This window comes from Nostoc sp. (assembly GCF_036917455.1).
Lineage (GTDB): Bacteria > Cyanobacteriota > Cyanobacteriia > Cyanobacteriales > Nostocaceae > Nostoc.
Genome location: NZ_JBALDK010000073.1, coordinates 31,175 through 44,383, shown reverse-complemented (window position 1 = coordinate 44,383; position 13,209 = coordinate 31,175). Strand labels below are relative to the sequence as shown.

At 38.5% G+C, this 13,209-nt stretch carries 12 protein-coding genes; 3 read left to right on the top strand and 9 right to left on the bottom strand.

Annotated features, from left to right (window positions below; translation table 11 throughout):
* Positions 1-173 precede the first annotated feature (173 nt).
* The 6 genes from V7K42_RS08320 to modA (V7K42_RS08295) form a co-directional block, all read right to left on the bottom strand.
* Complete coding sequence (locus V7K42_RS08320) at positions 174-863, bottom strand: PEP-CTERM sorting domain-containing protein (RefSeq protein WP_334915206.1); 690 nt, start codon at positions 861-863, stop codon at positions 174-176.
* Positions 864-1,128: 265 nt separating this feature from the next.
* Entirely contained in the window at positions 1,129-1,743 is a 615-nt protein-coding gene (locus V7K42_RS08315; RefSeq protein ID WP_334915204.1) for a DUF642 domain-containing protein, read from the bottom strand.
* 66 nt (positions 1,744-1,809) lie between these two features.
* Complete coding sequence (gene modA / locus V7K42_RS08310) at positions 1,810-2,664, bottom strand: molybdate ABC transporter substrate-binding protein (protein WP_334915202.1); 855 nt, start codon at positions 2,662-2,664, stop codon at positions 1,810-1,812.
* 583 nt (positions 2,665-3,247) lie between these two features.
* Entirely contained in the window at positions 3,248-3,922 is a 675-nt protein-coding gene (locus tag V7K42_RS08305) for a hypothetical protein (protein ID WP_334915201.1), read from the bottom strand.
* Positions 3,923-4,196: 274 nt separating this feature from the next.
* Complete coding sequence (locus tag V7K42_RS08300) at positions 4,197-4,811, bottom strand: hypothetical protein (RefSeq protein ID WP_334915199.1); 615 nt, start codon at positions 4,809-4,811, stop codon at positions 4,197-4,199.
* A 62-nt stretch (positions 4,812-4,873) separates the two neighbouring features.
* Positions 4,874-5,686, bottom strand: a complete 813-nt coding sequence (gene modA / locus V7K42_RS08295) for a molybdate ABC transporter substrate-binding protein (RefSeq protein WP_334915197.1) — start codon at positions 5,684-5,686, stop codon at positions 4,874-4,876.
* Positions 5,687-6,425: 739 nt separating this feature from the next.
* Here modA (V7K42_RS08295) and V7K42_RS08290 point away from each other — a divergent pair.
* Positions 6,426-6,827: a fasciclin domain-containing protein gene (locus V7K42_RS08290; protein WP_334915195.1), complete on the top strand. Its 402-nt coding sequence runs from the start codon at positions 6,426-6,428 to the stop codon at positions 6,825-6,827.
* A gap of 155 nt (positions 6,828-6,982) precedes the next feature.
* Here V7K42_RS08290 and sfsA read toward each other — a convergent pair whose 3' ends face one another.
* Positions 6,983-7,708, bottom strand: coding sequence for a DNA/RNA nuclease SfsA (sfsA, locus tag V7K42_RS08285; RefSeq protein ID WP_334915193.1), 726 nt, complete (start codon positions 7,706-7,708; stop codon positions 6,983-6,985).
* Between the two features lie 240 nt (positions 7,709-7,948).
* On the opposite strand from sfsA, the gene V7K42_RS08280 reads away from it, so the two are divergent.
* Positions 7,949-8,617: a 2OG-Fe dioxygenase family protein gene (locus V7K42_RS08280; RefSeq protein ID WP_334915191.1), complete on the top strand. Its 669-nt coding sequence runs from the start codon at positions 7,949-7,951 to the stop codon at positions 8,615-8,617.
* Positions 8,618-8,619: 2 nt separating this feature from the next.
* Here the strand turns inward: V7K42_RS08280 and V7K42_RS08275 are convergent, their stop codons facing one another.
* Entirely contained in the window at positions 8,620-9,768 is a 1,149-nt protein-coding gene (locus V7K42_RS08275; RefSeq protein WP_334915189.1) for a DUF711 family protein, read from the bottom strand.
* A 264-nt stretch (positions 9,769-10,032) separates the two neighbouring features.
* Here V7K42_RS08275 and V7K42_RS08270 point away from each other — a divergent pair, with 264 nt between their 5' ends.
* Complete coding sequence (locus tag V7K42_RS08270; RefSeq protein WP_334915187.1) at positions 10,033-11,301, top strand: tetratricopeptide repeat protein; 1,269 nt, start codon at positions 10,033-10,035, stop codon at positions 11,299-11,301.
* Between the two features lie 137 nt (positions 11,302-11,438).
* On the opposite strand, the gene V7K42_RS08265 is transcribed toward V7K42_RS08270, so the two are convergent.
* On the bottom strand, positions 11,439-13,037 hold the full coding sequence (locus tag V7K42_RS08265) for a B12-binding domain-containing radical SAM protein (RefSeq protein ID WP_334915185.1): 1,599 nt from the start codon (positions 13,035-13,037) through the stop codon (positions 11,439-11,441).
* Positions 13,038-13,209 lie beyond the last annotated feature (172 nt).

Below are 13,209 nucleotides of genomic sequence, written 5' to 3'. Positions count from 1 at the left end.
TCAGCATTGTGGCAAAGTTTTAGTTGCATTAGACTATCAAATTTGAGTTAACTATAGAAACAATAGAGCGATCGCACCTTTTCCATTAAGATTGTGTAGCGATGTCTAACGACAAGTCGCTATGCGTCTACGCTCTATTGTTTTCCGAGAGTGACAAAAAAGAGCTATTCTTTTTAGCTAATTGCCTTCCTTCTCTTCAGGTATATTCCCAATAATCCAGCAGTAACTGCTATTCCTCCAATAGCTGATGGTTCAGGCACAGGTTTTACACTCACACTATCCAAGTATAAAAAACCATAACTAGCTCTACCACCCAATTTCAACTCTGTAGATGATTTTGTGGCAACAAAATTCAAGTCATATTGTGTGAAGGGATTTCCAGCAGTATTTATACTATTTGTTTTCTCAAAAACTTTATTTTCATCGATAAATGCCTGAAATATATTATCAACTTGACTGCTATCTTCATCCGTTCCTAAAGAGAAACTGAGATTATAGTTACTACCGATAGTCGTAGCCAGATTCTGGGATATGTAAGCAGGATTTACAAATGAACCAATCGCTAAACCTTGATTACCACTTTGGGGAAAATTGCTAATTTTAATTCCTGATGTATCAAAGGGATCGCCAGATTTATTCCATCCTGTAATATTGGGATTTGTAGTGTTGGGATTATTAGGATCTACGAGGGGGTCGAGTTCAAATCCTCCGTTAAAAACACGGTCTTGAGGATCTACAACATAGTTAGGATTATATTGTTGTGCTTGTGCTACTGGAATATAAGTACCGATAATCATAGCAGTGCTGGCTAAGGTAGTGGTAAAACTAAAAACAATAATTGAGAGTTTTTTAGTTAACTTCATGAAAGTTTACTCCAAATAATTCCAAATTCCGACAATTCAAACAAGTTGATAGTTACATTTATGCTGGCTCTAATTGGTGTAAAAAAAATAAACACTTTATCTATGTTGATAAGAGTTACTATTCACCATAGATAATCTATCCATAAACCGATGATGGAGTTTTTTAATCAGATAAATTTAAGTGGCATTCTCAACACTATAGAGCCAGATATCGCTTGGGATTTTAAGAGAGGAGAGTGATGGTTAGCTCGCGCTCTGTGGCTTATTAACTCCCAGGAGCGTCACATACAGAGTTTTGCCCTAGTTGATCTGTAGATTTGAAACTCACATCATCCAAATATAAAAATGCATATTTGACTCTGGAAGCAAACCTGATTTCGGTGGATGTTTCTTTGGCTTGAAAATAAAACGTGTATTGTGTGTAGGGTTGGTGAGAAGTATTTGTTTTCGTACAAACCGGCTTTTCACGTATAAAAGCCTGAAATTTATTATCCAGATCGGGTGCTTCCTCTGTGGATGCTAAATAGAAAGTAAGTCGGTAGTATTGATTAACGACTGTAGGGACATTCTGTGATATGTAGCTCAAGTCTGAAAATCCACCAAGCGATAAACCTTGGTTACCACTGTTAGCAAAATTGTCAATCCTAGTACCCGACGTATCTACCGGATCGCCATTTTTAATCCATCCTGTAAGATTAGGATTTGTAGCATTGGGATTATTTGGATCTACAAGAGAATCGTTTTCAAATCCCCCGTTGGTAATCAGTTCTGCTCCATCTGCTTGTGCTGCTGACTTATAAGTATTGGTAATCACAGCAGCATTAAGGAGAGCAGTAGTCAAACTACAAAAAATAATTGAGAGTTTTTTATTGAACTTCACAAGACATAACTCCAAATAGTTCAAAATTAACGACAGCGAGTACTTGATTGATTTACTTTGTGGTGATTAAGGCAAGATAAACCCGTAAGTATTTTTGAAGATATTCTGGGCAGTAGTACCACTTAAGTAGGTAGAAAAACTCTGTGCTGTCGATAAAACTGTAGTGTTGGCGAGTATGCCCAGTGGATAGACAATCGGATCGCTCTCTGTTGTTAGGGCAGTTTCTACAACTCTTACCTTGCTAGAAATTGCAGCATCAGTTTTGTAAACGGCACCTGCATCAATAGTTTTACTTACGCCTCCAACTACAAGAGTTTTATTTTCAACAGCAGTTAAGACATTACGCACATTGCTAGCGAGGTATGTTTTAGGACTAACAGTAGTGAAAATACCTCGGCTAGTAAGAACTTGTTTGGCATAATTTCCTGCTGGCACAACTGGCGGCGTACCTGTGTAATCACCTATGGCAATACCAGTAATGTTGGCATTGGTCAAACCATTGAAGCTAGTTAGAGCAGCACTACCAGCACTAACAGGAGCTGTCGTAGGGGCTATCAAAACTAGACGGTTTTTGACAATGTTTTTACGGCTACCTGCAACCAATTTACTTGGGGTTGCATTCTGCAAGACATCCATTTGGTCGGTGGCAGCAGAAATGAAAATATCTGCTGTTGCTCCTGCTTGTATTTGGCTAAGTAAGGTACCAGAAGCACCAAAAGTATAGACAACATTAATACTTGGGTTAGCACTTTGGTACTGAGTCTTAATGTCATTCATCGCGTTTGTTAAGCTAGAAGCCGCAAACACGTTAAGGGTAGTTGTGGAGTTTGCTGGCGATAAATTGACAAACTGGGAGCCTATTACCAGCATCATGCTGGTGACTGCCGTAGCAATCCAAGCGATAAGTCTTCTTCTGTTCATGAAAGTTATAGTTTAAGATGAAATCCCATCACTCGCATATATCGATACATGGAAACAAAAAACCAAGTCGGAGTTACCCAAAGCGTTTCCGACGATGGAAATTGATAATTTTCCAGTATGTTTACTTAAACAGAGAGTAAAAGGGAGAGAATGATGAGATTGTACCATTAAAGTAGGTAAGCAATAGAATAACTACCAAACAAATTGGTAAATAAAGCCTGATATGACAATTAAAATATAAAAAATAAATTATCTGTGATTTTTAGTAATGATTCAGGAGTCATAATTCTGGATTCAGAATAATTAAATAATCAGGGGGAAATTTCATAAATCAATATAACAATTATCCTAAATTAATTTTATATTTTTACTTTTAAGTGCTGAATTTTTACCTTTTACAATAGGGGGAAAAATGACTATTATTTTCAGTGTATAACCTATAAAAAAATTGACTGACCTTCTCCTTCTAAAGATGCAAGCGCGAACATCCGAAAAAGTCACTTTTATATTGTTCACGCCTTGCATCTCTCCAAGGTAAGTGGATTTAGAAAACAAGGCTGGTTACTTTTTTTGCTCTAATGCACTAGCTAATTGCCTTCTTTTTCTTCAGCCATAATCCCAGCAAGCCTGCAATTGCTATTCCTCCCAGATTGAATGGTTCGGGCACAGGCTTAACACTCACAGTATCTAAGAATAAAATTGCGCGTCTATCCACAGCTCCAAACTTTAACTCTGTGGATGATGTGTCTGCTGTGAAATTGAACTTATATGGCGTGTATGGTTGAAAATCAATATTTTTTTGATCGAAAACATTTTTTCCCCCTACAAATGTTTGAAACTGATTATCAATATCGGGTTTTTCAGCTATAGATGCTAAATAGTAACTCAGTTCGTATTCTTGACCAGGTTTTGTAGAAAGCGTCTGTGATATGTAGCTGAGGTCTATAAATCCACCAATTTTTAAACCCTGATTATTACTTTGAGGGAAGTTGCTAATTCTAGTCCCTGATATATCTATCGGATTACCAGACTTAGTCCATCCTGTAATATTAGGATTTGGAGCGGTGGGATCGTTAGGATCTACGAGGGGGTCAAGTTCAAATCCTCCGTTAAAAACAATGTCACTAGGATCTGGAACCCAGTTATGATCGTAATTTGCTTGCGCTACTGGAATATAAGTACCAGTAATCACAGCAGTACTAGCTAAGGTAGTAGTAAAACCAAAAGCAATTATTGAAAGTTTTTTAGTTAATTTCATGAAAATTGACTCCAAAATAATTCCAATTTACGGCAATTGCAACAAATTGATAGTTACATTTATGCTGGCTCTAAGTAGTGTCAACAAAGCTGAAATTTGACTCTAGTTTATAAGAGTTTGCTATTGATATAAATGATGATTCATATACTTTAAGACAATCTCTTTGTAAACTCATGATTGAGTTTTTTATCAGATAAATTTCAGTGGCATTCTCGACACTATAGAGCCAGATATGGCAGGTCTATGGTTTAGTCATCCTGCGATAGTTTTATCCTTAAGGTTCAGATACAGATTTGACACTCACATCATCCAAGAATAAAAACGCATACTTGACTTTGTAACCAAACTTTATCTCTGTAGATTCTCCTTGCGCTTTGAAAGATATGGTTGTTGGCGTGTATGGTTGAAAAGCAGTATTTTTCTCATTACCAAACTTCTTCCCACCAATAAAAACCTGAAATTTATTTTTCACATCAGGTGCTTCTTCTATGGATGCGAAATAGTAAGTAAGTGTGTAGTACTGACCCTTAACTGTAGGGATAGTCTGTGATATGTAGCTAATCTCAGGAGATCCAGCTATCGAACTCAGCGATAACCCTTGATTACCAAAGTTAGGAAAGTTACTAATTCTAATACCCGATATATTAACCCCAGGTGTGTCCGCCGGATTGAAAGGCTCAGACTTAGTCCATCCTGTAATATTAGGATTTGGAGCGGTGGGATCGTTAGGATCTATAAGAGGATCGCTTTCAAAGTTTCCGTTCGTAATCAGTTCTGGTCCTCCTGCTGTTTGTGCTACTGCTTTATAAGCATTGGTAATCACAGCAGTACTAACTAAGGCAGTGGTCAAACTACATACAGTAATTGAGAGTTTTTTAGTGAGCTTCACAAGACATGACTCCAAATAGTTTAAAATTCACGACAACGACTACTTGATTTGCTTTGTGGTGATTAAGGTGCAAGAAACCCATAGGTGTTTATGAAGATGTTCTGGGCAGTACTACCACTTAAGTAAGTAGAAAAAGTCTGTGCTGCTGTGCGAGTTGTACCTGTACTTCTGGTGAGTATACCCAGTGGATAGACAATAGCCTCGCTGTCTGAGGTGAGGGCAGTGTCTACAACTCTTACCTTATTAGAAATAAGAGCATCAGTTCTGTAAACAAAACCTGCGTCAATAACCTTATTGTTAAGAGTTTTGTTTTCAACACCAGTTAAAACAGTACGCACATTGCTTCCGAGAACCAATTTGGGCTGGACAGTATTGAAAATACCTCGTGTTGTAAGAACTTGTTTGGCATAATCCCCTGCTGGTACAACTGGCGGAGTACCTGTATAGTCACCTATAGCAATGCCTGTAATATTAGCGTTGGTTAAACCAGGGATGTTGTTGAGAGCAGCACTACCGGGACTAGGAGATGTCGTCGGGGCAATCAAAACTAGACGATTTCTGACAACATTCTTACGGCTACCTGAAACCAATTTACCCTGACTCTGCAAGGCATCTATTTGGTCGTTGGCAGCAGAAATGAAAATATCTGCTGTACCTCCGTTTTGTATTTGCTGATACAAAGTACCAGAAGCACCGAATGTATAAGTAATGGTGATACCTGGATTAGCATTTTGAAACTGAGTTTTAATGCTATTGAGTGCATTCGTTAAGCTGACAGCCGCATACACGTTAACGTTGGTTGCAGATGCGGCTGGTGATAAATTGACAAACTGCCAGCCTATTACCAGCATCATGCTGGTAACTGCCGTAGCCATCCAAGTAATAAATCTTCTTCTGTTCATGAAATTCATAGTTTTGGGAAAATAGTACCTAAAAGTTTGATTGTTGACATACCTGACTTAGGCACAGGCGAGCGAAAAAGCATATAAATGGCAGAGGTAGAGAATATGGATAAATGGGAGTTAGAGAGGCGTTTAGCGTAAGTCTTACGCACAAGAAATTCTTGGAAATAAATGGCCGATCGCAATTGCTAAAAGCATTGGTGTAATGAGCCGTTTATTATTTCCAAGTAGAATCACACAAACAGCGAGTGAAATGTATTTAGTGATGAAATAATATCAGTTAAATACACTTACTACCAACAATTTTGGTTAGCAAATCCTGACAAAAAGCTAGCTAAGTAAGCACATCTAAATTTTAGAGATACCCTGAAATGGTTGTTTTATATAGGTTTTTTGTAAATCTATCAGACAATGAATAGATATCTAAAAATTTATTATTACCAAGAAAACTATCCTACTTGTCTAACTTTATTGGTAGTTTTAGGACTGCGTTGCTACTAGTGAACTGCGATCGCACCTATTGATGTGTAGAAAAAGGAAAAAGGAGCCTTGGCTATTGCCATATACATATAATTCTCTGTTTGTATAAAAATATATATAAACTTTTATAGTATCAATAAAATATTTTATTTGACATACATCTAACGATAGATAGATTTTATGAATAAATAGTTTAAATTTGTAACAAGTTACACAGAACTAGGTAAAGCACATGGCCAACATAATTGACACTGCTAATAACAATGGTTCTTTTAAGACACTAGTTGCAGCAATCCAAGCGGCTGGTCTGGAAGGTACACTAAATGGCAATGGCCCATTCACCGTGTTTGCACCCACTGATGAAGCATTTAACAAGCTTCCAGCAGGTACAGTAGATGCATTACTGAAAGATATTCCCAAGCTGAAGAAAATCTTGACCTATCATGTTGTCTCAGGAAAAGTACTGGCTGCTGATGTAGCTAAACTGAAGACAGCTAAAACAGTTGAAGGTTCAGATGTAAAAATTGACGCTTCTAATGGCGTTAAAATCAACGATGCAAAAGTTGCAACAGCAGATGTTGCTGCTGATAACGGTGTCATCCACGTAATTGACACAGTTTTGATTCCTGCATAATCAAACTTCAGAATAGTAAACGCTATTTCTGAGACTGTGACTACCTATAGTCGTATCTTAATTACAATCTGGTTGGATATTTTACAGTAAATACCAACTACCAACAAATCCATCTAGACAGGATCTAGATGGATTTATTGTTTAATTAGGTGTAATCAAATCTTTAGTTTTGCCAAACCCAAATAACGGATACCTTGGGGGGAAATGTCAAAACGGCAAGGTAAGACTTCTAAACCAAGAGCGATCGCATCTCGCAATAATTTACCATATACAGGATCTGTGCGATCGCTAGGTGAGAACTCTGTACAATCACCACGATTGATAAAGTAAAGCATCACTGCACGATTTACAGGTAGCAGCGCCATTAGTTCCCGCAAGTGCTTTTGTCCTCTTGTAGTTTCTGTGTCAGGAAATAAAGCTAATCTCCCCTCAGACAAAGTTGTATTTTTAACTTCTAAGTAAATCGGGCGTTCCTCATCACTCCCCGTCAAGAAAAAATCCACTCGACTTTTTTTATCTAACCCATAAACCACCTCTCCCTTAATTTGGCTATAGTTGGCCAATTCTGGGAAAAGGTATCTTGCCAAAGCTAACTTTACCACCCGATTGGGCAAAAAAGTATTTATGCCTACCCAAGTTGGCTCATTGTCATGTACCTGAATTAGTTCTAAAGTGTAAGCCAATTTGCGGTTAAGATTATCACTTTTGGAAAGCTGTACAGCACTTTGAAGAGTTGATACTCCAGTCATTGGCCCTGTGTTGGGACAATGTGCTGTCACTATTTCGCCAGAAGTAAGTTGAACGTCAGCAAAAAACCGCTTGTAACGCTTGAGTAAAATGCCGGAATACAAAGGTGGGTAACGGTAAAGCCAATCTATCATTATAAAACCTTGTTGCTGGTAGTAAATATACGTCGATTCCTTACCCACCTAACTCCCAACAGCAAATCTTTTCAGCAGCTACTTTGCCAGATGACAGAAATCAAGTAAATTCACATATCATAAATTGCCAATTTTTGTAGTTAAATTGACAACATAGTAATAAAAAGTAGCATATACTAAGTGTCATCAGCCTCCCATAAACAATCCGGGAGACTTTCAACGTGCAAGGAGGTAAATCCTATGCAAAAAGTGTGGACACCAACGGAATTAGAATATGCTTTTCTGTTTACTCTCAGAAAAGTAAATTCAATCGAGCCAGAAGGTTTCAAGCCATTTTTTAGTAATATGCCTATAGATCCTTACATCAAAGGCAACTATCGTTCTAGAAGATTATCTCGGTTTACAGTTTCTGGAAACCAGTTAATCAAATTACCTCATGGCTACCTTTTTCAAAGTAAAGAGTATAATCCATTAGTGGGTGACATAAAAAGAGAGTTTGCAGAATTAGATGATGCACTCATAGAACTTGATATTTTTAGAAATCTTGTCTTAGCATTTAGTGATTCTTGTAAACTTCATCCTGAAGCAGAAATCGGAGTTCATCAAATTAGAACTATTTGTTCGTCAGATAATTTGGGTAATCCAGCACCTGAAGGTATCCATCAAGATGGTACTGATTTTATTGGCATATTTTCAGCATATAGAGATAATATTCAAGGTGGAGAAACACATTTATATACTGCCAAAAAAGAAAAACCTGTGTTTAGCAAAGTTCTAAATCCGGGAGAACTATTATTGGTAAATGACCATGATTTTTTTCACTTTACCACTCCGATAAAACCACAGATTGATGCTCAAGGAAGTAGGGATGTTTTTGTCCTGACTTCTCCTAGTTTGCTTTCAGAATAATTTTAGTTCACTGTAAATATTTTACAATCTACGAGATATGGGGAATTGAATGTAGTCATTTCCCCAGCTTTTTTATTTGGAATTGGAAATAATCGAGCTGAGAGTGGCTTATCTAACTTAATAGCCAAAGTTGCCATATCAATTAATAAATCTGCAATTTTTTCTATGGTTATATCACCTGGAATCGGAACTGTATCTAGTCCACAGCCACAAACTGCTGAATATAATAATAAATTTGTAATATCATAAGTTTGCTCGTTAGCTCTGGTAGCTAGTCCCACATCTTCACAAACTGGAAGCATCAGTCCAGAGTAACCACAGATTTTTACTGAGACATTTTTCAATACACGAGTCAGCATACCAGAAATGGTGAGAGTTCCCGAAGCTCCAAACTTGCCACTCATCAATTTTTCATAAGCAAAAGCAATACTGTTTTTCTTATTTAAAGATGGAGCTAGAGAGGTATCAATTCCTGTATATACAATCCCAAGTTTATCAGATATTTTTTCAGCAATAACGGCGATTTTATTTAATTCTAATTCTAAAAGCGATTGGAGGTTTTGCTCTGCTGTGATAATATTTTTATCTTGTGAAAATGCTTGCATTACCAAGTCGCCTAACTCTAAACCTATAGCAAAAGATGTATCGCCTCTATGGTAGGCTGTAGGAAAGAATGGGATACCTGGCTGACAGTTTGCCCATACACAAAATCGAAAGTTTCCAGAACCATTTTCAGTTTCTTGGGAAACACGTTTAATAGCTTTGGCAGATTCTCTGGCATTTTCAAAGTTTATACCAGTTTTCCTGTTGCCAATTTTGCTTGAGCAATAAATAATCGATGTATTTTTGTTGATATCTGGAATTATATTTATATTTTCGGGTTTACTGGCATAACCAATATTGAAAAAGCTGATATTCAAAGTTTGGCAAAGTTGTTCTATAATTTGAATCTCATTGAGAATTTCAATTTTTGACAAGTCTTGCAAATATTCTTCCCAGCTATTAGTAGCTATTCTAGTTGTTTGTACTTCATATCCTTGTTTTTCAAAGACAATCTGCGCTTGCTGATTAAACTCAGCAGCTTGCTTAATTTTTTCCCGATCTTGTAAAGATTGAAGTGATATACCTGTTGTGATAGTTCTGATTTTCATTGGTAGAAATTATCATTCATAGGACTAATGAAAGTTTGAGTCGAAATTTGTACTAAATTTAACTCCACAAACTGGAGGTGTACAATACTCAATTGGGTGAATCCCAGTTATAAAATTTCCGGTGTATCTTCGTTTTAATTCACTGCAAATCCGAAATGAAGCAAAACCATGCTGAATACTTAGAATATTAAGGGTGAGTGGATAAGTTAGGCTACAAAGCAAGCTTGCTGGAATTCAACTAACTGAATCAACCAAACAAATGCTATGAATGACGAATTTTACAATAGAGGGTTGGAAAAAGCTAGGCGAAAAGACTACGCCGGAGCAATTGAGGAATTTAACCATGCTTTACAACTGACACCTTACTTTACTGAAGCTTACTTGCAACGGGGTTTAGCATATTACGACTCAGGAGCAATTCTTAAGGCTGTTTCAGATTATACCGAAGCCCTGAAGCTAAATCCTGAGAGTATAGAAGCCTATTATTGTCGTGGATTAGCTAGGGTGACGCTGAAAAATTTACCGGGGGCGCTGGAGGATGTTGAACGCGCTATTCGTCTCAATCTGAATTATGCTGCGGCTTATAATCTGCGAGGGATGGTGCGGCGCAAACAGGGTTATATTCAAGATGCGATCGCTAATTTTAAAAAAGCTGCACAATTATATTTAGAACAACAGGATAAAGAAAACTGTCGCCTGTGCCTGGAACGAATTAAACAGTTACAACCCCAAGAATTACCTGTTGTAGAGCAATCGCGTTCTACCAATGCGCCAATTTTATCCACCAATAATTATTTCACGCAATTATTAGAAAAGGCGGAAAAGGGAGATATCCAAGAGGCACTGGCAGATTTAAGCTGGGTATTAAAAGCCGATCCGCAAGATGCCCAAGCCTACTGCTGTCGTGGAGTTGTGCGTTGTAAAATGGGAAATTATCGAGAAGCGATCGCAGATTTTAATCAAGCATTGCGACTAAATTTTCAAGATGCCATTGTCTATCGCAATCGAGGTAAAGCCCGTTCTATCTTGGGAGATCATCAAGGTGCGATCGCGGATCTTAACCAAGCGCTCCAAATGCAACCACAAGATGCCTTAGTCTATATAGCCAGAGGTAATGCCTATCGGACAACAGGTAACTACCTCGGTGCAATTCAAGATTACACCCAAGCGCTGCAAATAAATCCTAATGACGCTCAAGCTTACTACAATCGCGGCATTGCCTATACTTGTTTAGAAGAAATTCAAAACGCCGTGGAAGATTATCAACGGGCGGCGAGTATCTTTTGCGAACAAGAAGACTGGGGAAATTATCAACAAGTCTTGAGTAGCCTAGAAAAAATCCAAAAATTTAGTCCGAAGTCAAAAAAGCAAAAATATAACCTGTTACATCAGCGACTGCTGCGAATGGTTGGGGGATATTGGGAAATAGCCGAAAGATTGATTCAGCAAAAGCAGGATTATTTTCCTGGGATGTCAGACGAGTGGTATTTGCAAAAAGTTATTGATGATTTAGAACGCGATCATGATAGATAAATAAAGAGGCAGGGGAGCAGGGGAGCAGAGGAGCAGGGGAGCAGAGGAGAGTTCAAATACTAAGTTCTTTCCCCTCTGCCCCTCTGCCCCTCAAGCTTGTGAGAAATGCGGGTTGTCAATTTCTGTCGTCAAAACACTTAACTGACTACCGCTTCAGCTTTTTCTTCAGCTTTTTCCTTCACTAGCACATAAGGCTGTTCAGCACCTTGTGCTAAATATTCAGCTAGCTGACTTTCAATTTGATCGCGCACAATTTGCCGATACTCTAAAAAATGCTCGTTATGGGCACAAGCAGAGATGTAATGCTCAATAACTCCAGGGTTATGCTTGAGAATGCTAAACAAATGATGCCAGAACTTCCAACGGGTTTCCCGTTTAATTCCCTGTCGCCAAATCACAATTAGTAGTGCTTTTACAACAATCCACTCTGGCATTTTTGCTGGCGCTTTCCAACTTGGCAAACCCATCATCAAGAAACAGCGATAGGTGCGATCTAAGTAATTTACTGGGTCGTATAAAGTACAAAAGGCTTCAATATATTCTCTGGCAAGTTCTTCTAGGGAACGGGTGGGAAGGAAGTTCATCAATGTTGTCTGATTGATGTTGCCATCTTGATTTTCCCGCAGTCGCCCTTCTTTTTTCAAGCGATGCCAAAGCGCAGTGTTAGGTAACGCTTGCAACATGGCAAAGGTAGTTGAGGGAATTGCTGCTTGTTCTGCAAAACGGACAATGCGATCGCCTGCACCTGCTTTTTCGCCATCAAAACCGATAATAAACCCAGCCATTGGGCGTAATCCAGCTTTGGTGATCGTTTGCACTGCCTCAGTTAGAGAACTGCGAGTATTTTGAAACTTCTTGGTCATTTGCAAACTATCTTCATCCGGCGTTTCGATTCCCAAAAACACCGCCGAGAAACCGCACTCAACCATCAACTCCAGCATTTCTGCGTCTTGCGCTAAGTCAACTGAAGCTTCAGTGTCAAACCGGAAGGGATACTTGTGTTCTGCCATCCAGACTTTTAACTCTTTCAGCAACAATTTTACATTTCGCTTGTTGCCAATAAAGTTGTCATCCACCATGAACACACCCCGCCGCCAACCCAATTCGTAAAGGTAATCTAACTCTGCTAAAAGTTGTGCTGGGGCTTTGGTGCGTGGTTTGCGCCCGTAGAGAACAATAATGTCGCAAAATTCGCACTGGAAGGGACACCCACGCGAAAACTGCACCGACATCATGTCATAAGCATCCAATTCCAATAAATCAAAGCGGGGTATTGGTGTGCTTGTAACATCAGGTTTTTCTGTGGCGCGGAAAGTTCCAGAAGTTTCACCCCGTTGAATTGCCTCAATAAACATGGGCAGAGTGATTTCTCCTTCATCCAGAATCAGAAAATCTGCGCCAACATTTTCAACTTCGTGAGGTACAGATGTGGGGTAGGGGCCGCCAACTGCGACTAACTTACCACGTTTTTTTGCTTCCTGGATTTGGTCAAGTAAATCTTGCTTCTGGACAATCATCGCAGAGAGAATTACTACATCTGCCCATGCCCACTCTTCTTCTGTTGCTGCACGAATATTGCGATCGACTAGCTTGAATTCCCATTCTTGGGGCAGAATCGCGGCTACTGTCACTAAACCCAGAGGTGGTAATAAAACTTTGCGATCAACTAATTCTAAGATTTTTTCATAAGACCAAAAGGTTTTGGGAAATATTGGATACACTAACAAGATTCGCATGTAGTATCAATCCTCACACTTTGATTGTTATCCCACTCTAACGAAAATAAAGAGCTATTGACTTTTTATTAAAGTTGTTTTATTGTGCCATTCATATTTTTATCTCAAATGGGCGACTGTAGCAGTTCTCGTTTGGATGCAACAATATGTTAGAGGCGGAGCAATGCTTTGC